18 protein-coding genes are annotated in these 20762 nt (G+C 63.9%); 7 read left to right on the top strand and 11 right to left on the bottom strand.

The genetic code is table 11. The features are described from left to right. Positions 1–148: 148 nt before the first annotated feature. The 5 genes from ACIQC5_RS22540 to ACIQC5_RS22520 all read right to left on the bottom strand — a co-directional run bounded on the left by ACIQC5_RS22540 (position 149) and on the right by ACIQC5_RS22520 (position 5324). Positions 149–1204: a siderophore-interacting protein gene (locus tag ACIQC5_RS22540; RefSeq protein ID WP_400287326.1), complete on the bottom strand. Its 1056-nt coding sequence runs from the start codon at positions 1202–1204 to the stop codon at positions 149–151. Beyond that, on the bottom strand, positions 1201–2025 hold the full coding sequence (locus ACIQC5_RS22535; RefSeq protein ID WP_400287325.1) for an ABC transporter ATP-binding protein: 825 nt from the start codon (positions 2023–2025) through the stop codon (positions 1201–1203). Before ACIQC5_RS22535 ends, ACIQC5_RS22540 begins: the two co-directional genes overlap by 4 nt. 1 nt (position 2026) lies before the next feature. Next, on the bottom strand, positions 2027–3010 hold the full coding sequence (locus ACIQC5_RS22530) for a FecCD family ABC transporter permease (RefSeq protein ID WP_400287335.1): 984 nt from the start codon (positions 3008–3010) through the stop codon (positions 2027–2029). A 122-nt stretch (positions 3011–3132) separates the two neighbouring features. Continuing rightward, positions 3133–4248: a FecCD family ABC transporter permease gene (locus ACIQC5_RS22525; RefSeq protein ID WP_400287324.1), complete on the bottom strand. Its 1116-nt coding sequence runs from the start codon at positions 4246–4248 to the stop codon at positions 3133–3135. A gap of 5 nt (positions 4249–4253) precedes the next feature. After that, positions 4254–5324, bottom strand: a complete 1071-nt coding sequence (locus tag ACIQC5_RS22520; protein WP_400287323.1) for an iron-siderophore ABC transporter substrate-binding protein — start codon at positions 5322–5324, stop codon at positions 4254–4256. A 519-nt stretch (positions 5325–5843) separates the two neighbouring features. Here ACIQC5_RS22520 and ACIQC5_RS22515 point away from each other — a divergent pair. Further along, complete coding sequence (locus tag ACIQC5_RS22515; protein WP_400287322.1) at positions 5844–6347, top strand: FBP domain-containing protein; 504 nt, start codon at positions 5844–5846, stop codon at positions 6345–6347. A gap of 26 nt (positions 6348–6373) precedes the next feature. Here ACIQC5_RS22515 and ACIQC5_RS22510 read toward each other — a convergent pair whose 3' ends face one another. From ACIQC5_RS22510 to ACIQC5_RS22500, 3 genes are read right to left on the bottom strand one after another with little or no spacing between them, the layout of a single operon-like run. After that, entirely contained in the window at positions 6374–9874 is a 3501-nt protein-coding gene (locus tag ACIQC5_RS22510) for an ATP-binding protein (RefSeq protein WP_400287321.1), read from the bottom strand. After that, a complete protein-coding gene (locus ACIQC5_RS22505) occupies positions 9871–10884 on the bottom strand; it encodes a DUF4194 domain-containing protein (protein ID WP_400287320.1) in 1014 nt (337 codons plus the stop codon). The genes ACIQC5_RS22510 and ACIQC5_RS22505 overlap by 4 nt, the downstream gene beginning before the upstream one ends. After that, complete coding sequence (locus ACIQC5_RS22500; RefSeq protein ID WP_400287319.1) at positions 10877–12334, bottom strand: DUF3375 family protein; 1458 nt, start codon at positions 12332–12334, stop codon at positions 10877–10879. Before ACIQC5_RS22500 ends, ACIQC5_RS22505 begins: the two co-directional genes overlap by 8 nt. Before the next feature lie 256 nt (positions 12335–12590). On the opposite strand from ACIQC5_RS22500, the gene ACIQC5_RS22495 reads away from it, so the two are divergent. Both ACIQC5_RS22495 and ACIQC5_RS22490 read left to right on the top strand, forming a co-directional pair. Continuing rightward, the gene (locus ACIQC5_RS22495; RefSeq protein ID WP_400287318.1) at positions 12591–12893 is read left to right on the top strand and encodes a hypothetical protein; all 303 of its coding nucleotides are present in this window, start codon (positions 12591–12593) and stop codon (positions 12891–12893) included. A gap of 62 nt (positions 12894–12955) precedes the next feature. Further along, complete coding sequence (locus ACIQC5_RS22490; RefSeq protein WP_400287317.1) at positions 12956–14908, top strand: acyl-CoA dehydrogenase family protein; 1953 nt, start codon at positions 12956–12958, stop codon at positions 14906–14908. A 132-nt stretch (positions 14909–15040) separates the two neighbouring features. Here ACIQC5_RS22490 and ACIQC5_RS22485 read toward each other — a convergent pair whose 3' ends face one another. Further along, entirely contained in the window at positions 15041–15445 is a 405-nt protein-coding gene (locus ACIQC5_RS22485; RefSeq protein WP_400287316.1) for a YchJ family protein, read from the bottom strand. A gap of 186 nt (positions 15446–15631) precedes the next feature. Between ACIQC5_RS22485 and ACIQC5_RS22480 the strand changes: the two genes are divergently transcribed. After that, complete coding sequence (locus tag ACIQC5_RS22480) at positions 15632–16651, top strand: hypothetical protein (RefSeq protein ID WP_400287315.1); 1020 nt, start codon at positions 15632–15634, stop codon at positions 16649–16651. Positions 16652–16710: 59 nt separating this feature from the next. Here the strand turns inward: ACIQC5_RS22480 and ACIQC5_RS22475 are convergent, their stop codons facing one another. Then, complete coding sequence (locus ACIQC5_RS22475) at positions 16711–17202, bottom strand: flavin reductase family protein (protein WP_400287314.1); 492 nt, start codon at positions 17200–17202, stop codon at positions 16711–16713. Positions 17203–17481: 279 nt separating this feature from the next. On the opposite strand from ACIQC5_RS22475, the gene ACIQC5_RS22470 reads away from it, so the two are divergent. The 3 genes from ACIQC5_RS22470 to ACIQC5_RS22460 all read left to right on the top strand — a co-directional run bounded on the left by ACIQC5_RS22470 (position 17482) and on the right by ACIQC5_RS22460 (position 20310). Then, positions 17482–18516 carry an aldo/keto reductase gene (locus tag ACIQC5_RS22470; protein WP_400287313.1) on the top strand — a complete coding sequence of 345 codons (1035 nt, stop codon included), beginning with the start codon at positions 17482–17484 and terminating at the stop codon, positions 18514–18516. A gap of 161 nt (positions 18517–18677) precedes the next feature. Continuing rightward, entirely contained in the window at positions 18678–19781 is a 1104-nt protein-coding gene (locus ACIQC5_RS22465; protein ID WP_400287312.1) for a sulfite oxidase, read from the top strand. 151 nt (positions 19782–19932) lie between these two features. Then, positions 19933–20310 carry an RNA-binding S4 domain-containing protein gene (locus tag ACIQC5_RS22460; RefSeq protein WP_400287311.1) on the top strand — a complete coding sequence of 126 codons (378 nt, stop codon included), beginning with the start codon at positions 19933–19935 and terminating at the stop codon, positions 20308–20310. Between the two features lie 226 nt (positions 20311–20536). Here the strand turns inward: ACIQC5_RS22460 and ACIQC5_RS22455 are convergent, their stop codons facing one another. Next, positions 20537–20755: a hypothetical protein gene (locus ACIQC5_RS22455; protein ID WP_400287310.1), complete on the bottom strand. Its 219-nt coding sequence runs from the start codon at positions 20753–20755 to the stop codon at positions 20537–20539. Positions 20756–20762: the final 7 nt, after the last annotated feature.

Here is a 20762-nt window from a genome sequence, read left to right as displayed (position 1 = left end):
AACCCCTCTCTCACATCCCATCCCAAATACCGGAACCCTCTATCAACCAGATGACAGAGGGTTCCGAAAAACCGGTAGGGACCTGAAAGAGCGTCGGAAGAAACCCGTGGGGATCTGAAAGAGGATCGGCAGGTGACTGCGACTAGATCTAGCCTTCGGATTTGCCCCGGCGCCAGTAGCCCATGAAGGCGACTTGCTTGCGGTCGATGCCGACATCCCGCACCAGGTAACGCCGCATTTCCTTGATGACGAACGCTTCACCGGCGATCCATGCGTAGAACGGCAGCGCACCGGCGGGCAGGGTGGGGTTCTTGGTGGCCTCGATGGCTGCTGCGTCCATGCGTTGCGGGGTTTCCCAGAGGATGTCCTGGTCCACGTTGACATCTTCCGGTTCGGGTCCGGCGGCGGTCCCGGCACCCTTGATGCCTACCCAGCCCGGCACGGGAACGGCCTTGGCGACGGCTTCCTTGAGGAGTTCGCCGTGGGGACGTGAGCGACCGATGGCTGCGCCACGTGCGAGCCAGGTGATTTCGATATCGGCTTCGGTGGAGATGTCCTGGAAGTCGCCTGCCTCGGGGACTTCCAGGAACGCGTGGCCGGTCATGTCGGCGGGCAGGCTCTCAAGAATGGCGCTGATGGCGGGAACAGCTGTTTCGTCACCGGCCAGGAGTACGCGCTGGGCCAGTCCCGGACGCCATTCGATGCCGCCGTACGCGCCGGCCGTGGTGCACTGGGCTGCGCGGTTGTTGGGGCCGATGATGGTGATGGCGTCCCCGGGTTTCGCAGAAACAGCCCAGTTGGCGGCGGGTCCACCGTGGCCTGCGTCGTCGAAGTGCATGACGAAGTCGATGTCGATCTCCGGGTACACCGCATCCAGCCGCTCGGACCGTACGGTGTAGGTGCGCATGGCGCCGCGGACGGACTCGTCCATAGCGAGCCATTCCTGGTACCAGCCGGCCTCTTCCATCTTGAACTCAGGCAGCGGGATCACTTGGCCGGCCTCATCGAACGACGGAATCATGAGCTTCACGCGGAGATCCAGGGTATCGCCCGCAACTCCGAAATCGCGCAGCGAGTATCCGCCGAACGTGATGCGTCGGAAGTTCGGGCTCAGGTCCTGCACGGCGGTCACGGTGACGTCGAAGGCGAGGGTCATGGGCTCCACGGCGGCGCTGGCCTTGGCTCGTGTCGGTTGTGCACTCATGAGGCGATCTCCAGTTCGTTGGTTAAAGCAGGCTGTGCGTGGTGGCGTCCGATCGGGACAATGAGGGGTGTGCCCGAAATGGGGTCCGGCACTACCCGGGATTCCAGGCCGAAGACGTTGTGGACCAGTTCTTCCGTGACCACAATCGGAGCAGGTCCTTCGGCCACAATGCAGCCGCCCTTCATGGCGATGACGTGGTCTGCGTAGCGTGCGGCCAGGTTGAGGTCGTGCAGCACGATCGCCACGGTGGTGCCGCGGCTGCGGTTGAGGTCCGTGACGAGGTCCAGCACCTCAACTTGGTGTGCCAAGTCCAGATATGTGGTGGGTTCGTCCAGCAACAGGACTTCGGTCTCCTGCGCGAGGGCCATCGCAATCCAGACTCGTTGGCGCTGCCCGCCGGACAGTTCGTCGACGCTCCGCTCAGCGAGTTCAAGCGTCGCCGTGGCCTCGAGCGCGCGCTGCACGGCGGCGTCGTCGGCTGTGCTCCAGCTGCGGAAAAAGCCTTGGTGCGGATACCGGCCACGGCCAACCAGATCGCGCACGGTGATGCCGTCCGGGGCGGTGGGGTGCTGCGGCAGGAGTCCGAGCGTGCGCGCGAGTTCCTTGGCTGGACGGGTGTGGATGTCCTTGCCGTCCAGCGTGACGGCGCCGCCTGCGGGCTTGAGCAATCGAGACAGTCCCCTGAGGAGCGTGGACTTGCCGCAGGCGTTGGCGCCCACGATCATGGTCACTTTGCCCTCGGGGATCTCGGTAGTGAGACCTTCAACAACCTTGCGCTGCTCGTATTGCAGCGTCAGGTCCTCGGCATTAAGGACGGCCATGTCAGGCTTCCTTTCGGTTCGACGTGACCAGGAGCCACAGCAGGAACGGGGCGCCCAGGGCGCCGGTGATGACGCCGACCGGGAGGACGGTTCCGTCAAGGACTACGGGGGCAATGTTGGCGGCGAAGAAGTCGGCGGCGAGCACGATCAGCGCACCAGTGAACGCCGACGCCGGGAGGCTGGGTTTGCGGACGATGCGCCGCGATATAGGTCCGGCCAGGAACGCGACGAACGCAACCGGTCCGGCCGCTGCGGTGGCGACGGCGGCGAGTCCCACCGCGGTGAGCACCAGTCCCAGCCGGGTCGGGTTGACCTTGATGCCCAGGCCTGCAGCTGCGTCATCGCCGAGTTCCAGGATGCGCAGTGGTTTGGCGAGGGCAATGACGGCGGGAACCAGCAACAGCAGGGAAGCGGCGAGGATTCCCGTGCGCTCCCAGGTGGCCGGGTTCAGGGAGCCGTTGAGCCAGATCAGGGCCTCGGCCGCCGTCCGGATATCGGCGCGGGTCATGAGGAAGCTGACTACTGCGTGGAGCGCGGCGGCAATACCCACACCTGCCAGGATGAGGCGGTTACCGGCGGCGTTGCCCCGGCTTCCCCCTCCCGCTCCGGATCCCGTGCCGCGGGAAATCGCGTAAATGATGGCAGCTACACCGAGTGCTCCACCGAGGGCAGCCCATGAAACCACGGCTCCGGACGCGCCGAAGATCACGATTGCGGTGACGGCTGCCGCGCTGGCGCCGTAGCTGATGCCGATGATGTCCGGGCTGGCCAGCGGGTTGCGGAGCATGGTCTGGAAGAGTGCGCCGGCCAGGCCGAAAGCCACACCGATCAGTGTTCCCACAGCGGCGCGGGGCAGTTTGTGCTCCATCACGATGAAGCTGGCGCCCGGGATCTTCTCACCACCGGTCAGGTGATTGATGACGATGGTGAAGAAATCCGGGATGGTGACGGTGTAACTGCCCAGCAGGACATACACCGCGATCATCACAAAGACGGCCAACCCCAGGAAAACGGTGGGGCTCAGCACGCCCCGAAGTGACAGTTGATGCCCTTGTTGGGGGGAATCATTGGTGTTACGTGTCAACTCGGCGGGGGATTTGAGAGTGGTCACAGTCCGGCCCCCTTTCCGCGGCGGATGAGCCACACGAAGAACGGCGCACCAACAAGGGCCGTCATGATCCCTGCGGGCACTTCGCCCGGAAGCAGGACCACGCGGCCAATGACGTCGGCGACGATGAGCAGGATGGGTGCCGTGACCATGGAGAACGGCAGAATCCACCGGTAATCCGGGCCCGTCAGCGAGCGGACAGCGTGCGGAATGACAAGGCCCACAAATCCGATAGGGCCGGCCAGCGCTGTTGCCGATCCGCAGAGCAACACGACGCCGAGGGCCGTGATGCCGCGCGAGAGGGCCACATTCTGGCCGAGGCCACGGGCAATATCGTCACCCAGGGCAAGGCTGTTCAGAATGCGCCCGCCCAACAGGACAATCAGTGCACCAATCGCCAGGAAGGGCAGGGCAGGCAGGAGAACCGACCAGTCGCGTCCGCCGATGCTGCCCACCTGCCAGAACCGGAAACGGTCCAACGTGTCCTGGCTGGACACAAGAATGACGTTCATCAGGGAGAACAGGCCGGCGCTCAGGGCCGCGCCCGCAAGGGCGAGTTTGACCGGCGTCGCACCGTCACGTCCCCTGGACGCGATCGCATAGACGACGACGGCGGCAGCGGCGGCCCCGATGAAAGCGAACCAGATGTACCCAGTCAGCGAGCTGATGCCGAAAACGTAGATTCCGACAACCACTGCGAGGGCCGCGCCGGCGTTGAGGCCGAGAATGCCGGGGTCGGCCAGCGGGTTGCGGGCCACGCCCTGCATGGCTGCGCCGGCGAGACCGAGTGCGGCACCCGCCAGCAGGCCGAGGACAGTGCGGGGAATCCGGGCGATGACAACAGCATGGTTGCCGTCGTTCGGATTGAAGTGCGTGATGGCTTCCCACATGGTTGCCAAGGGAAGCCCGCGCGCGCCGATCGCCAAGGATGCGGCGCAGGTTACTGCAAGTACGACGACGGCGACCAGCAGCCAGACGGTGCGCTTGGCTGCTGTTCTCGAGCCGGTTCCCCCAACGGCTGCGTCATTCCCAGGGCTGATGCCTTGCTGGCTACCCGGTACCGAAGTGCCGCCAACCCGCCCCACGGAACCCGCCGTCGTCGTACTCAGTTTCATTGCGGTTACTTGCCGGCTGCGTCAGCGGCCTTGGCCAGCTGCGGCAGGAACGTGTCCAGCGCCCATGGCAGGCTGATCGGCGAGGAGGCAGAGAGGGACAGCGTCAGGGTCTGGTCTGCATCGGCAATGAACGAGCCATTCTTGATGGCCGGGACCTGGCTGAGCAGGGGATCAGCCTTGATGGCTTCGGCAGCAGTCGCATCGGCAACCCACGTCACGAAAACGTCGGATTCCAGCTCGTTGGACTTTTCAGCGGACCACGGGACAAAGAATTCCTTGGAACCATGTGAGGCTGCCTCGGCGACGGGAGCCAGCTTCATTCCGATTTCCGACAGGAAACGCGGGCGGTTGTCGTTGGCGGTGTAGAAGCCGTTGGAAGCAGGTTCTGCCGGATCGAGGTTGCCGTAGATGAAGGTCTTGTCGGCGATCTGCGGGTACTTGGAGACCTTGTCCTTAATGGTGGCCTCGGTGTCCTCAACCAGCTTCTTGGCCTCGGCTTCCTTGCCCAGGACCTTGCCGATGATGGTGGTGGTTTCCTGCCACGGCGTACCGTAGGCCAGCTCCGGGTAGGCCACAACCGGGGCGATCTCGGAAAGCTTCTTGTAATCAGCCTCTTCCAAGCCGGAGTAAGCGCCGATGATGACGTCCGGGCTGAGCTTGGCGATCTCGGTGAAGTTGATGCCGTCTGCTTCGGAGAACTGGACCGGGGCCTTGTCGGTACCGAAGCCAGCGCCGAGCTTCTCGAGTGCTGCGTCCTTCCAAGGGGTGGAGCCCTTGTCGTTGTTGCCCCACTCGTTCTTGGGAACACCCACCGGGACGACGCCCAGGGCGATCGCGACGTCGTCGTTGACCCAGGAGATGGTCACAACGCGCTTGGGCTGTTCCTTGATGGTGGTCTCACCGAAGACGTGCTTGATGGTCACCGGGAAGGCCGACGATGCAGCTTCCTCAGACGCCGGTGCGGTGGTGGCGGGTCCAGTGGAGCAGCCAGTGAGGGAAAGGGCGACGGCGGCCAGGGCGGCCGTCGCGGTTCCTGCGGTCTTCAGCAGGGCGCGGCGTGGGAGAAGGGTAGCCACGGGACTCCTTAGGTAAGTGATGCGAACCTAAGTAAGGCTAGCCTAGCCTCTCGATAATTACGAAACGTTTGCGTCACGTAATCCCCCCATGGCGGGCGGATGGCGATCAATGCGATGCAGATCACACCACATTGCGCCCCCTCTCCCACATCCCAACCCGTTTCCCTCGACGCACTCTCACATCCCGGCCCGTTTCCCCCGACGCACTCTCATATCCCGTCGTTGGACATGCCCGCCTGAGCTCTGGGAGGATAGCGGCAGCGGACTACCGCTTCCAAAGGATTCGACGAAGGGATGGGCATGCGCACTTTTTCCGTTGCTGCTGCCATGGATGGCGAGGTGGCCGCTGTGGCCTGCTTGGCACTCCCCCGCGCGTCGGCATCTCTCTAGGCACGAGCACTCCCCGTTGCGGGTCTCCTTGTTGTGCTCATTTTGCTTCCACCGATGACCGACACTGCCAGCCATCCCGCGCGCCTTCAATTCCGCGCGGACGTCGAACATTCCGAAAGAAGCTTTGCCATGCAGAAAATTACTCCCAAAGAAATCCGGGCCTCCTTCATTAACGCCAGCCGCTCCGAGGCCGCGAAACTCAACCTGCCCCGCGACTTCGAGGCCATCGACTGGGACGCGCTTGAATTCCTGGGGTGGCGCGACGAAAAGATGCCGCAGCGCGGCTACATCGTGGTCCAGCACCACGGGAAACTGACAGGGATCATGTTGCGCGCCCCGGAAGGCGGTTCTGGAAAGAAGCGCGTTGTTCTCTGCGAACTGTGCCGCGACGTCTTCTCCAAGGACGACGTCTACCTCTGGGTGGCCAAGAAAGCGGGCCAATCCGGCAAGGACGGCAACACAGTCGGGACGCTGATCTGCGCCGAGTTCGGTTGCAGCGCCAACGTGCGCAAGGAACCGCCGGTCAACGAGATCAACCCTGACCCGGCCGTCGTCGTGGTTCGACAAATCGCCGGGCTGCGGTCCAGGGCCGAACAGTTCCTGGACCGCGTCCTCGACGGGTCTAAGCGCTAACCCGGCCAGCGCAGCAGGAGGTGCCCCTACCGCAGAACGATATCCACGGGGTTCGCCTCGGACCGCCATGCTCCGGGCTCGCCCGGTCCGGCGATGACCGGAGCCGTGAGCACACCAGAGCGGTTGGTTCGCTTGTCGCGCAGGATTTCGGTCACGGACCCGAGGTGCCTCGACAGGTCGATCACGTTTTCCGGGGCAGCGAGCAGCAGCTGGAAGCCGAACTCGTGCAGCGCTTTGATGCCCGCACCTGCGAATTCCTCGGACGCGAGCACGAATGCTTCGTCCATCATCACTGTGCCGTACGTCGTGAAGCCTTGCTCTGCAATGCCCAACTGGTAGCTCAACGCCGCAGCCATGATGAACGCTGTGAATCGCTGGCGCTCACCACCGGACATGGAACCGGTATCCGCGTGCATGAAGACTTCTGTCTTCTTCCTGGCCGGCTTGGCGGCGTTGCTGGCTTTACCGGACTTGCCGGGCTTGTTCGACGCCGGTCCGGTCACCTCGCGGTGTTCCTTGCACTGGATGAACAGATGCCCTCGGACGTCCAGGACCTCGGCGCGCCAGCGCCTATCCTCCGGAGTCTGGGAACCGAGCCTCTTCACCAGGGTTTCCAACGACTTGTAGCGGGTGGTGAGCTCGGCGTCGTCGTCCGTTTCCGTCGCCGAGGAGGCAGCGGCGCCCCGCGACGGCCGCGTGTGCTTGGCCTTCAGGGCGTTCTGGATCGCATCCTTGAACTGTTTGGCCGTTGCGGGAAGTGTCTGCTTGATGTCCAGTTCCAGGAAGCTGCCCTCGTGGAAATTGACCTCGGACAGGATCCCGTTGAGCGGCAGGATACGGCTGGTGATGCTGCGGCGTTCCTCGTCCAGGAGATGCAACAGTGTGCTGAACGATTCGTGCGTGCGCTGGTTGAAGAACAGCCGGAACTCGGCCTCTTGGGCTGGCAAGCCGTCGCTCACGATCGCGTGGTACCGGGATTCGAAGTCCCCGGCTGCCCCGATCGATGTGCCGTGGTCCGCACTGATGGCGCTGCCCCAATCACGCACAAACCCCTCGAAAATGCGCGTGAGGCGCTCGGCGGTCGCTTGGCTCCGCGACTCCGCTGCGTGCAACTCATCGAGCAGTTTGTTGCGGACCCCGTTGGCCAGATTGTCGAGTTCGTACAGTTCGGATACCTCGCCGACGCCGGCAAAGTACGGTTCCAGCGCGGCCACGGTGGAGCTCGACGGCGGTGCTTGCTCAAGTTTCAACCTGGCAGCATCGAGCAGGCCGTCAGCCGTGGTCATCTTTTGGTCGAGCGCTTTGTATTCACTCTGCAGCACGGCCGCCGTACCTGTGGAGGACTGGTGCTTGTCACGCACAGCTTCGATGTTGGCACGCAACGGTTCAAGATCGGCCTGGGCCGCCAAAGCATCCGTGAGTCGCTGTTCAATGCGGGCAAGTTCATCCGCAGCAACTGCTGCCGAGACCTGTTCCCAGGACCGCTCGTCTTCTGCAACGCGGCGCAGGGCTTCCAGCTGGCGCGCCATCCCCTGGTGGGAATCTTCTCGGCTTTGGGCCAGTTCAGCAGCCTTGATCAGCTCGTTTTCGAGCTCGCCCACCCGGGCAGCGACCAATTCAAGCTTGGAAGCGTTGTCAAACCCCAGAACGTAGTCCTGGCGGCTCGTGAAACGGTCGTCCTTCTCCACAGTGTGCCTGTTGCGCTTGACCACACCACCCAGGCTGAGGCCCTTGTCCATGGCAGAAAGCTCGTCCGGATCCTCGACGCACGGGTAAGCGAAGTCCACGGCGATCCGCTCCCGGATCCATTCCCCGGCATCGGCGTTGGCGCCCGAGGTGAGAATGCTCAACTTAGTCAAGAGGTCGCCGTCGGACACGTCCTCCACAGCCAGCGCGCCGCCGGGCAGAGGCTTGGATACATCCACGGCGCGAAGGGCGCCGCGAACGGTGTTGTCGTTCAGATAGCGGGTCACCGCCGCGAAGTGTTCACCCGGGACAAGCAAAGTAGTGGCGAGGTTCCGCAGGGCGCGCTCAGCCGCCGGGCGCCACTGTTCTTGTCCTTCTGCGAGGTCCATCAGCTCGCCGCCGAACGGCATCCGCTCTTCAGGGACGCCTGTCGCGGCGGCGATGGCCGCCCGGTTTTCAATGCTCGACGGCGGCAACAGGGACTTGCGCGACCGCAACGACCTGAGTTCCTGCTCAGCCGCGGCAAGCTCGCGCTTCTTGGTCGCATGGCCATCGAACGCCTCGAAACGGAGCTCCTTCAAAGCCTCCGAATCATCCTTCAACTCCGCCGAACGGGCAGCCGCCTGTTCGTGGGCTTGGTCCCAGCCCTCCGCGGACCACTCAAGGTTCAGTCCCGCGTCAGCCAGCGCCTTTCTGGCCGAGTCCTCCACTTGCCGACGCAGTTTGAGGCCCACTTGGGCGTTTTCCAACGACTGCTCAATGGCCGAAATCGCATTGCCGCCGCGGTTGTTGTAATCCAGCTCCAGCTCGCGGAGCTCCTTGGCCAAGGCATCCCTGACCGTTCGTTCGGCCGCGAGTTCCTGTGCCTTGGACTGCGCCAACTCCTTGAACCGGGTCAGCGTCTTCGCGTGCACCGTGACCGCGAGCTGATGCTTGTACGCCTCAAATTCCTCGCCCGCGAGCTCCCGCAGCTTGTTGGCATCAAGCAACGCCTGCGCATAGTCCTTGTTCAGCCCCGGAACCGGAGCCAACTGGTCGCGCTGCTGCCGGACATCTTCCAATCGCTGCCGAATGGACATGAGGTTGCTGAATTCCTCCACAACGTCATCCGCTGCGGCTAGCGTGGCCGGAGCGTCCAGGACCTGGTCACGGAAGAAGGTGTTGACGCTGCCACCCAGGCCCTTTCCGGCCTGAATCACCCGGAGCAGTGGAAGAGCCTGGTCCGAGTTGATGCCCAGCAAACGACGGAACCGCTCGGCGAACGCCTTATGGACATCGAACACCTGGCCGTCCGGGAAAATCGACTCCAACGCGCCCTTGGTAAAACGCTTCCGGGCAATCCCTTCGATCGCGTCGAGGTCCAACGGCTTGCTGTCGATCACGTAAAAACGGCCAACACTCGACTCGGTGCCATTCTTCGGCAGGTCAAAGAGCGCGGAGACCGTCACCTTCGTGCCGGCCGCGTTATCGAACGTCAGTGCGACGGCGGACCAGGTGGCACCAGGCCGCTGGAAGGCACTGGCGGATCCCTCACCGACGGCCTTATCACCAACCTTGCCGCGCATGTACGTGAACGTGGTCCTCTTGTCCTCCACAGCGCCGCCCGAACGCTGTGCAGCCGCTTCATTGGAGCGCGGGCGGGCATCAAAAACGCGGAGCATGGCATCGAACAACGTGGACTTGCCGACGCCGGAATTGCCCGTCAGGAGGGTACCCTTGCGGTCCACATGGATCGTGTGCGCCCCGTGGAAGGTTCCCCAGTTGACCACCTGCACCAAGGCCAAACGCATCTGGCCAGGGTTCGTGAGCTCGCCCAGGGGAAGCATGCTTGCGATGGTCACTTGGTAGTCCCGTCAGTCGTGGTTGCGTCCGCGGCGGTACCGGACACATGCTCTGCATGCTCGCTCGTCCCTCGCTTGGACGCATGCTGCCGCATGTCTCCGGGATCGCCGCTCGTGCCGTTCCCAGGCCCGTCACCTTCTACATCGTCGTCCAGGTCGTCACCTGCGGAGGCGGGTGGGTTTGAGTCGGAATCCAGGTCGATCAACGGCTCCGTGCCCGACTCGTCGGCTGCCACAGCTATCAGTGCTTCGATTTGGGCCGGGATGTCGCCGATGTTCTCGTACGGGAGTGCCAGCGGGAGGGCGTTGCTGATGGTGTAGGTGTCGTCCAACGGGGTGGCCAGGAGGAGTTGGCGCGCCAGGAGCTTGGTGATGGTGCGCGTGACCACGTCCGAGTCACGGAGTGCGTCCTGTTGTCCGGACGGCTGGTAGTTGGCCACGAGGTCTGAGATCTCTTCGCGCGTGATCGTCGGATCCGTTTGTGCTGTGACGTGGCGGTCCAGGAGCAGGCGCAGGCGCAGCAACACGATGGTCTCCACACGGCTCAGTGCGCGCTGCTGGCGCAGGATGCTCGAGCGCGAGCTGCCACCGATCGCGTCCGGATCGACAGGACGGAGTACTGCGATCTTGCGATCGTGGTCCAGCTGCAAGGTCAGGAACAGCTCCGAGAGACGGCTGCGCAGGATCAGCTGGTTGTCCAGAAGCGTGGTCCACAGTTTTTCGTCGCGGCCGCCGTCGATGTATGGACCCTTCAGCAGTTTCACCAGCGCCTGGCGGACCTTCATGGGAAGCACGCCAGTGTCGCCCGGGAACAACGCCGCGCCGTCCACGAACGTGTCGCGCGGCGTCACGCGGAACGGATCACCATGAGCCGCGTGATCAGCGTGAGCCTCCGCATGCGAGTCCGACGATTCAGGCGACACCGACACCGGCTCCGGGCTGACGTCGCTGGCTTCGGCCGTGAAGTCGTCCGCGTCGGTAACGTCCGTCGTCGTGATTTCCTCAGTCATCAGAATCCTCATTCAGCGTGACGACAGGCAAGTACGCAGTGCGGATGCTGCCGTCGATTTGTTCGAAGTCGATGTGTTCCCAAGCCGCCCGGTCAAAGGCCGCGCCGGTCTGCAGTGCGATGGACAGGAGGGAGCGGACGGTGTTGATGTGTCGCTCCTCGGCGGGCAGGTTTTCCCAGGCCTCGCCCAAGGTGGCGGAACCGGCCATCGCCGCACGGACGACGTCGGGCCTCGCCTTTCCGGTCCGGGCCGACCGCACGCGGTCCGAATCGCTGAACGCGATGGGATCGGCAAGGCGCGGTGGCGTGGCGAACTCGTCCGGGTCGAAAAGTTTGACCATTGCCAGGGACTCGAACCCTGCGTTGAACAGGGCCGGTCCGCGCACCAGACCGGGCCTGTCGCGCTCGTAAGGCATGGAGCGGATGGCCTGCTCGGCTTCGGCAAGGACCTTGCGCAGGCTGACCGACTGCCGAACGTCGTCGCTCTGGATGTAGGTGTTCAGGCTCTCGGAGAGCTTGCCGTAAATGCGCTGAATCTGGCTGTGCTGTGTGCGCAACTCGGCCACGAGGTTCTTCAGCGTCTCGCGGTCCTCATGCGAAAGATCGTCCGCGAACTGCCGGCTCAGGACCTCGCCGATCGCCGACCTGAAGCGCAGCTGCTGCTGTGGGTCCTCCAGGAAAGCCGTGAAGGAACGGAACGTACGCCCCTCCGGGCTCTGGCGGAGCCGCTTGTCGGCCTCCAGGACCTGGGCCATCGTGGCGCCCTTGCTGAGCGACTCCTCGATGATCTGGTTGCGGAGTTCGCCCACGAGCTCCTCGATGCGGTCGCGCATTTTCTTGTAGTCGGCGGGAAGGCTGGCTGCGAGGTCAAGGATGTTGCCGGCGGCTTCAACAGCTTCTTCGTCGTCCAGGAGGCCGTCGAACTCACCGGAGCTGATGTCTTCCACCAGCTGCTGGCGTTCCTGGATTTCCTCCTCGAGGGCTTCCAGGCGCGCACTTTGGTCCGGGTTCGTCTCGTTGGCGAGCTTCTCCACATCGCCCAGGAGCGTGCCAAGCCGCGAGCCGTTCAACGTGGAACGCTCGCTGGACAGGCTGTCCAGGAACGCGAGCACGCGGGCTGCGGCCTCAGTGACTTCGTAGACGATCTGGCCGGACTGATTGCGTCTTGTGAGGAACTGCTTGCGGGTCCATTCGTCTCCGAACAGTTTGCCGTTTTGCTGGCCGCCCAGGCCCGGCTCTTGGCGGCGGAGCTGCTCAAGGAAGGCGTCGACGTCGGCGTGGAACTCTTCGAGCGGAAGTTGCGGCCGGGTGCGCGTAAAGGAAGCCTGCAGCACCGCGATCACCCATGGTGCCGAACGCGTCAACGCCCACGCGGGCCCTTTGGTCAGTTGCTCGAGGTCGCGAAGCCTTGCACTGATGGCGTCTGCGGAGGACATGGCTGAACGGGACAACTACTCTCCTTCAGCTGCTGCGAAACCTGGCTGGCAGCGAAAACTGCCCCGTACAAGGTTAACGCAGAGTGGCGCGGCCCCACCGAGAGGGCTGCCGCAACCATTCCGTAATCTACCTCCCGGAATGGTTTCGAATCCATATCAACCGCGTCGCGACACGTTTCCTTGCTGGCCGTAATGCACCCTCGGCCCTAATGTCAAATCATCGACGCATCCACGCCGCATCTACCCACGCAATGTCGCTCCGGGGGGAACCATGAATTTCGATTTCACTGCGCTTGAAACAGGTACGTACGTTGTCATTGGAACGCTGGTCTTCGCCGCAATTTTGGTGGCCTTCGTCGCAACGGCAGCAATGGCAACGATTGTTCTTATCGGCGCCATGGGTTTGGCCTGGTACACCGTCAAGGGTGTCCTCGGCGGCTTGGTCCATGGCATCAACTTCGCGTGGGACCGCCTGGTCCACCACGCCGGACAAGTGGAACTTCCGGGCGACTTCCAGCCCCAGGCTTCCCCTAGCACGGGTAGCTACTCACGGGTAGCATTGAGGGACAGCTGAAGGGTTCCCACCCGCGGCGGACCCTGGCTCCAACCGGCACAACCGGCTAAAGGAGTTCTCCCATGACGTCTGCCACTGACAGCACCACCGTCGATGCCACAGCAGAAGAAGCCCGCGCCGTCGCCGAGGCCGCCCGCGAAACCGAATGGAACCGCCCCAGCTTCGCCAAGGGGCTGTACCTGGGCAGCTTCGATCTCAGCCTGATCCACCCCTGGCCACAAGCCAAAGCGGACGACGTTGAGCGCGGCGAAGAGTTTATGGCCAAGCTGCTGGCGTACGCCAAGACCATGTCCGGACGCGTCATCGAACGTGAAGCCAAGGTTCCGGACGAGTACATTGCCGGGCTCGCCGATCTCGGCGTCTTCGGCATGAAAATCCCACGCGAATACGGCGGCCTGGGCTTGTCTTTGGTCTATTACGGCCGCGCACTCGCCCTCCTCGGCTCGGTCCACCCAAGCCTTGGCGCCCTGATTTCAGCGCACCAATCCATCGGCGTCCCCGAGCCCGTCAAAGTCTTCGGCACGCCTGGGCAGAAGCAGGAATACCTTCCCCGCTGCGCCGCCGGCGCCATTACGGCGTTCCTCCTGACAGAGCCCGACGTCGGCAGCGACCCTGCGCGGATGGGCGCCACTGCCGTACTGTCCGACGACGGCGGTTCTTACGTTTTGGACGGCGTGAAACTTTGGACCACCAACGGCGTGATCGCCGAACTCGTGGTGGTCATGGCCAGGGTCCCGGCCCACACGGATCCCGACGGCACCACTCATAAGGGTGGTATCTCGGCGTTTGTCGTGGAAATGAACTCCCCCGGCATCACTGTTGAGCACCGCAACGCGTTCATGGGGTTGCGCGGCATTGAAAACGGGGTCACGCGTTTCCACCAGGTTCGCGTCCCCGCTGCCAACCGGCTGGGCCGCGAAGGCCAAGGCCTCAAAATCGCACTGACCACGCTGAATACCGGGCGACTCTCCATTCCAGGTCTCTGCGTGGCCGCCGGGAAGTGGAGCCTGAAAATTGCGCGGGAATGGTCCAACGCGCGGACCCAATGGGGCCGCCCTGTGGGCAAACACGAGGCCGTCGGCAAGAAGATCGCCTTTATTGCCGCTACGTCGTTCGCCCTGGAGGCAGTATTCGAACTGTCCGCGGAAATGGCCGACGCCGGCCAGAAAGATGTTCGCATCGAGGCCGCCCTCGCCAAACTTTGGTCGACGGAACTGAGTTGCCGGATCGCCGACGAGCTGGTCCAGATCCGTGGTGGCCGTGGCTTCGAGACCGCCGACTCCCTGGAGGCCAGGGGGGAGCGCGCTGTACCGGCCGAACAGTTGCTTCGCGATCTCCGGATCAACCGCATCTTCGAGGGTTCCAGCGAAATCATGAAGCTCCTGATCGCCCGCGAAGCCGTGGATGCGCACCTGGCTGCGGCCGGAGACCTGGCCTCAGCGGACGCTAGCTTGCAGGACAAGGCGAGGGCCGCCGTCGGCGCTTCTGGTTTCTATGCGCGCTGGCTGCCCAAGCTCGTGGCGGGCGCCGGAATGGACCCCCGTTCGTACGCGGAGTTCGGGCGCCTCGGCAAGCAATTGCGGTTTGTGGAAAGGTCGTCTCGGCGTCTCGCCCGGCAGACCTTCTACGGCATGGGCAGGTGGCAGGCGAAGCTGGAATACAAGCAGGCGTTCCTGGGCAGGATTGTGGACATCGGGGCTGAACTGTTCGCCATGGCGGCGTGCTGCTCGAGGGCTGAGATGCTGCTCCGCACACAGCCCGAGCAGGGCGCGGCGGCGTACGAACTGGCCGAGGCGTTCTGCGAGCAGGCACGCGTCCGGGTGGACGAATACTTCGATCAGCTCTGGCGCAACACCGACGACGCCGACCATGACCTGTCGCGCAAGGTCCTCGCCGGCGACTACGCCTGGCTTGAGGCCGGAGTCCTGGATCAGTCCGAGGGAACCGGGCCGTGGATCGCGGATGCCACCCCCGGACCGTCAATCAGGGAGAACCTGCACCGGAATTATCGGTAGCTTGGCGCATTTGCCGGAAGCTCCGGCGCGTTCCTTCCCACTTGCCTCGACGGGCAGCACCTCGCAGCCGCGCCGCTCCAGGGAAACGCGCGCCGACCAGGCCGCTGCGATGGAGGTAACTGGGCAGGAACGCTAACGGACATCCCCGTCAACGTAGTACCAGCGCTTGTCCTCCCGAACAAAACGGCTGAGTTCGCGCTGGATGCCACGTTCGCCGTCGAGCCTGTAGTGCGCTGCGAACTCAACCGTGCCCGTCGTGTCCAAGGGACCGCCCTTGGTCGTGGAGAGAATGTCCAGGCGGCGCCATTCGATGTCCGGATCCAGGTCCATGGCGTCTGGGCGGGTGGTGGCGCGCCACGTGCGCAGGAGATAGTCCGGATCGAGGACGACAAAAGCCGAGTACCGGGAGCGCATCAGCTGCTCGGCGGTGGGCGCGTCGGCATTACCACGGTGGAAGCGACCGCAGCAATCGTCGTACTGCTCGCCGGAGAGACAGGGGCAGTTGCCATTGCGGAGTCGGGTGAGATCAGCGGTCATGGGGTCCCAATCTGAGGCTGCGGATGAGAGCTGGGCAACAAATCTTCCCATGCCAGATAACAGCTTCGAAACAACCCTCCCAGAGTGGCAGGTGAGGCGTGATTCCGTCGGTGCTGGACCGTAGGCTAGATAAGCAAGCTGGGTGGGCAATGCGCGCATCGCAAAACGACGGCCAGGGGAGGCTACGTGGAGGATCCGACAACACTCGCCATCAACCTGACGTATTTGGGAACGCTGGGGCTGGCGGTCCTCATGTTCCTGGGTCTCGGGTTGATCATCATCATCACTCTGGTGGTGGCCGGAGTCGGGCGACTGGTGTCGATCATTCTCCTTGCGATGGTGGGGATTTTCCCCAAGAAGGACACCGTTCCCATCGTCCATTTGCCCCCGCATCCGGCGCGCATCCCCGTGCCGGCGAGTGCCGGCGTCGCGGGTTCTGCTGCGTCTGCCGAATCCCCGCTGGGCGACTTCTCCTTTGATACTCAAACGTCCACTGTGGTGCCCGCTCCCGGGTCGGCGACCCCTGAATCGGTGGCTGCTGCGGCTCTTTCGGCGCCGACTGTCGAAGCACCGGCCGTTGTCGCACCGGTGGTAGCTGCTTCGGTGGAGCCGGCTATTGTCGCGCCCGCTGCCAGCCCGCCGTCCTCACCTCAACGGGACGTGCTGGGTGGCGTACGACGCCGGATCTCGGCAATGTCGGCACGCCTTCGGTCCGTTTCATGGAAGTCCGCTGTGGATCCGCGGAACTTGCCCAAGCCGGCACAGGTAAAGACCTGGGCGGCGAACACGTCCAAGGCCGTGGTGGAAACCCAGACCACTCATCACCCGCTGCTGGTCGCGGCCACCAAGGAACCACCGGTCCTCGCGAAGGACTGGGCTGAGGCGGTGGCAGAAGCTGACGCCCGGGCAGCCGCCAGGGCAAAGGCCGAGGCCTTGCCGGCCATCAAGGTGACAGTTCGCGACGTTGAGCCAGAGCCTGCATCGGGGCCCACGCCAGGAAGTGGTCCGAAGCCGCCGTCGGCCGGACCAAAACCGGGATCCGGACCGAAGCCAGGCTCCGGCCCCAAGAACCCGGGTTCCGGACCCAAAAGCCCTACCCCGAAAAGCGGCCCCTCAACGAAACAAGGTTCGGAGTCCTCCAAGAATGGAAAATCCCCGAACCCTGCCCGCGACGGCTCACTGAGCGGCGCCAGCCGCAAGTCCTAACCCGCCGGCCGTCCGCGAGCTGGACCCTGCACTGTGCGGTGCCCGGCCGTCACGAACGGCTAAGCCGCGAGTTGCCGGAAGGCCGCGCCGTGATAGATGAGCGGCTTGGAATCGTGGTTGATAGTGGTCGACTTGACCTCCAGCACCACGATCGCGTGGTCGCCGGCGGGCGTCTCGGAAACAACTTCGCATTCGAAGCCCAGCACGGCACCCTCAATCAGCACGGCCCCAGAGTCGCTCACGCTGGTATCCAGCCCGGCAAAGCGGTCCCGGGTCTTGGACGACAACTGAAGGCAGGCCGCCTCCTGGCCTTCAGCGAGGACCGATACTCCCAAACGACGCGCCTGGCGCAGTTTGGGCCAGGTTGTGGAGGAGTTCTGCACTGCGAACATCACCAGCGGCGGCTCCAGTGAAACACCCACCGTGAAGGACGAGGCCACCAGTGCTTCCGGAGTGAAATCCACCATGGCACTGAATGCGGCCACTCCGGACGGGAACTGGGCAAATGCTGCCTTAATGGCTGCCGTTTCTTCCACCGTGGTTTGTGTCATGTCAGTGTCCCCTTCGAGCGTTTGCTGGTTTCCTTTCCCATAATTCACGCGCTTTGACGGACGGCAATATTTGTTGATTCGGAAGTCATTTGTGTTGCCGCATGTCAAGAAATGTCGCGAACTAAGGCCCCCTGGTCGCTCCAGCATTACCCAGTAAGACGAAAAACGAAGAAGTTCTACCGTTTGCGTTTCGGCCTTCGGCAGCCGTGTGTAGCCTCGATTGGACATCCCATCCATGACCTTGAGCCCACCAGCTTTGACCCACCACAGGAAGCCGACATGAGCCTCAACGAGCTACGAACGCTTGGACGCACTGGCGCCCTGATCAGCCCCCTCACCCTGGGCACCTTGAACTTCGGAACGGGCACCGCGCCAACCGGCCCCGCCGAGAGCATCCGCATCATCAAGGCAGCCCTCGACGCCGGCATCACCGCAGTGGACACGGCGGACATCTACTCCCAGGGCGAAGCGGAAACAGTGGTGGGCCAAGCCATCCACAGCCGGCGCGACGACGTCTTCCTCGCCACCAAGTTTCACGGCCAAATGGGTGCCAACCCGGCCCATGCAGGAAACTCCCGCCGGTGGATTGTCCGCGCGGTCGAGGAGAGCCTGCGCAGGCTCAACACGGACAGGATCGACCTTTACCAGGCGCATCGGCCCGACTACAACACTGACCTCCTTGAGACCATCACGGCGTTGAACGACCTCATCCGCCAGGGCAAGATCCTCTACTACGGCACCTCGGTGTTCAGCCCGGCGCAACTGGTCGAGGCCCAGTGGATCGCGAACACCAACCACCTGACACCGCCCGTGGTGGACCAGGTTCCGTATTCGCTGCTGGTGCGCGCCAACGAACGCGACGTCTTCCCCATCACCCAGCAATACGGCGTCGGCGTTTTGAGTTATGGACCGCTCGACGGCGGGTGGCTGGCGGGCGGCTATCGCGTGGGCAACGGTCAACCGGAAAGTTCACGTTCGGCTGCTGTTCCGGGCCGCTTTGACGTCAGCGCACCGTTCAACCAGGGCAAGCTGCACGCGGCCGATGCTTTGGCGCAGGTGGCCGCCCGGCACGGGTTGACCCTTATTCAGCTTGCCGTTGGCTTCGCTTTGAACCATCCTGCGGTGACCAGCGTGATCATCGGGCCGCGCACCGAGGACCACCTGACTGACTATTTGAAAGCCGCAGACGTGGTGCTCAGCGAGGCCGTCCTGGACGAAATTGACGACATCGTTGCCCCGGCGGTCAACTTCCTTGAGCGCGACGCCGGCACGGTCGCCCCGCATCTGGAATACCCGGAATTACGACGCCGGTAGCCGGCCCTGGTTGTGAGGCCTCCTCTGCGTCCCCGGCGCCTCGTTTGACGCGCAGAGCGGGCCCCACAAAAGTCTCTTGACGGCGTCCGGCCGTGGCGTGATCCTTGTCCTAAGTGCTGCGGCACGCACGCAGCGTCCAGGTCCAGTAGAACGCCGCCACCATGTCCAAACACAATGTAAAGCACGCCCCGGAGAAGACCGGGATTCCCGGACAGCCCAGCGAAGGGCTGGTGACCCACGAAGAGCTGCAACTCGCAGGCCGCAACCATTCAATGCCCCTCGAGGCCTTGCACGACGACATCACCCCCGCCGGCCTGCACTACCTGCTGATTCACTTCGACATTCCACACATCTCTGCTGACACATGGCGCTTGCGGCTGGGCGGAGCGGTCGACCGGAGCATCGAACTGAGCCTGGATGACATCAAAGCCAGGCCGTCCGTCACCATGCCCGTGACCCTCGAATGCGCCGGCAATGGCCGTTCGCTCCTGCAGCCCCGGCCAATGAGCCAGCCGTGGGTCCTCGGTGCCGTGGGCACGGCCGAATGGACCGGAACGCCCTTGGCACCATTACTGGAGGAGGCAGGCTTGGCGAGCGACGCCGTCGAACTCGTCTTTACCGGTGCCGACAGCGGCATCCAGAACGGGGCCGAAGAGCCGTATGCCCGCAGCCTGAGCGTTGCCGAGGCCATGCACCCGGAGGTCATGCTGGTGTACGCCATGAACGGCAATCCGCTGCCCCCGCAACATGGGTTCCCGCTAAGGCTGCTGGTGCCGGGCTGGTACGGCATGGCGAGCGTGAAATGGCTGACGTCGATCGAGGCCGTGACCAACCGGTTTGAAGGTTTCCAGCAGGCCGTGGCCTACCACTATCTGCAAGGAGCCGACGGGCCAGGCTTGCCGGTGACGCACATTCGCGTGAGGTCGCTCATGGTGCCGCCCGGTATTCCTGACTTCTTCACCCGCAACCGCATCGTGGAATCGGGACCCGTCATGCTGCGCGGCAGGGCCTGGTCCGGGCACGGCGAGGTGGAGCGCGTGGAGGTAGGAATCAACGGTGATTGGTCGCCCGCGCACCTGGATCCTCCGGTTGGGGACTTCGCGTGGCGCTCGTGGTCGATGGTGTGGGTCGCGAGCCAGGGTGAGTATGAGCTGAGATGCCGGGCGATGGATTCATCGGGCGCGCTGCAGCCAAGTGAGCAGGTGTGGAACTACCAGGGCATCGGGAACAACATGGCGCAGAAGGTGCAGGTGACGGTGCGGTAGGCGGTTTGCTGTGGGGCGGTGTGGGGCGGCATGCCGAGAACGCTGGAAGACTGCGTGATCGCCCGGACCTGTCCCGCGTTCTCGCAGCATTCCAGCGTTCTCGCACTTTGCCACGCTTGGCACGAGGGCCGCGACTAGACTCGTGTCAATCATGAGTAGCCCGACTTCCTCCCCGGCAACCGTCCGTATCGACGCTTGGCTGTGGGCAATCCGCGCCTACAAAACCCGTTCGGCGGCCACCGCTGCCTGCCGTGCGGGACACATCCGCATCAATGGCAACCCGGTCAAGGCCTCGCAAACGGTCATCATTGGCGACACCATCCGTGTGCGCGAATCCGGGTGGGAGCGGATCTTTGAGGTGCGGCGCCTGATCGCGAAGCGCGTCGGAGCGGAGGCTGCGTCCCACTGCTTCACGGACCACACTCCCCCACGGCCAGTAGCGCCCAAGCTCGGCCTGCCCCAGCGCGACCGCGGCACCGGCCGCCCCACCAAGAAGGACCGCCGCGACATGGAGAAGCTGCGCGGGTAGTTGTTTGGCGTGCGCTTTTGCTGGATCGTTCGGCGGACCACGGCTCTTGGTCCTGAGATGGTGCGGATTCTCTGCGTGCAGCCTCCAGCAGAATTGCTCGCCTTTTCGTTGGCGGGTCCTCCAGGTTATCCACAGGCGCCAGTTGCTGATGAGGGCTCTTCGACGCGTCCGACCTAGACTGACCGGCACACCATCAAACAGCCGCTGGGGAGTCTGTCATGCCACGCTATTCGTTGACCTTTTCGTCGTCCGTCCTCGCCAGGGCTGCGGCCTTCGCTGTCGCGGGAGCCCTGTTGCTCAGCGGCTGCCAGGGTGGCACCGCGCCCAGCAACTCACCCACCGAAACAGGTTCGACGACGGCGTTCCCCGCCTCAAGCGCGACGGCCTCCGCCGCACCCACTCCCACTCCGTCCGCCGCGTACAAGCCCGCGGATGCAAACGGCAAGGCACAG

It is taken from the genome of Paenarthrobacter sp. NPDC092416 (genome assembly GCF_044755025.1).
Classification (GTDB): Bacteria; Actinomycetota; Actinomycetes; order Actinomycetales; family Micrococcaceae; genus Arthrobacter.
This window is presented reverse-complemented; position numbering and strand designations above follow the sequence as displayed.

Excerpts from the sequence above, each read along its gene's own strand:
- ACIQC5_RS22535 (WP_400287325.1), bottom strand. The coding sequence starts at position 2,025 with ATGGCCGTCCTTAATGCCGAGGACCTGACGCTGCAATACGAGCAGCGC.
- ACIQC5_RS22505 (WP_400287320.1), bottom strand. The coding sequence starts at position 10,884 with ATGACTGAGGAAATCACGACGACGGACGTTACCGACGCGGACGACTTC.
- ACIQC5_RS22540 (WP_400287326.1), bottom strand. The coding sequence starts at position 1,204 with ATGAGTGCACAACCGACACGAGCCAAGGCCAGCGCCGCCGTGGAGCCC.
- ACIQC5_RS22490 (WP_400287317.1), top strand. The coding sequence starts at position 12,956 with ATGACGTCTGCCACTGACAGCACCACCGTCGATGCCACAGCAGAAGAA.
- ACIQC5_RS22470 (WP_400287313.1), top strand. The coding sequence starts at position 17,482 with ATGAGCCTCAACGAGCTACGAACGCTTGGACGCACTGGCGCCCTGATC.
- ACIQC5_RS22475 (WP_400287314.1), bottom strand. The coding sequence starts at position 17,202 with ATGACACAAACCACGGTGGAAGAAACGGCAGCCATTAAGGCAGCATTT.
- ACIQC5_RS22465 (WP_400287312.1), top strand. The coding sequence starts at position 18,678 with ATGTCCAAACACAATGTAAAGCACGCCCCGGAGAAGACCGGGATTCCC.
- ACIQC5_RS22515 (WP_400287322.1), top strand. The coding sequence starts at position 5,844 with ATGCAGAAAATTACTCCCAAAGAAATCCGGGCCTCCTTCATTAACGCC.
- ACIQC5_RS22525 (WP_400287324.1), bottom strand. The coding sequence starts at position 4,248 with ATGAAACTGAGTACGACGACGGCGGGTTCCGTGGGGCGGGTTGGCGGC.
- ACIQC5_RS22460 (WP_400287311.1), top strand. The coding sequence starts at position 19,933 with ATGAGTAGCCCGACTTCCTCCCCGGCAACCGTCCGTATCGACGCTTGG.
- ACIQC5_RS22495 (WP_400287318.1), top strand. The coding sequence starts at position 12,591 with ATGAATTTCGATTTCACTGCGCTTGAAACAGGTACGTACGTTGTCATT.
- ACIQC5_RS22530 (WP_400287335.1), bottom strand. The coding sequence starts at position 3,010 with ATGATCGCGGTGTATGTCCTGCTGGGCAGTTACACCGTCACCATCCCG.
- ACIQC5_RS22485 (WP_400287316.1), bottom strand. The coding sequence starts at position 15,445 with ATGACCGCTGATCTCACCCGACTCCGCAATGGCAACTGCCCCTGTCTC.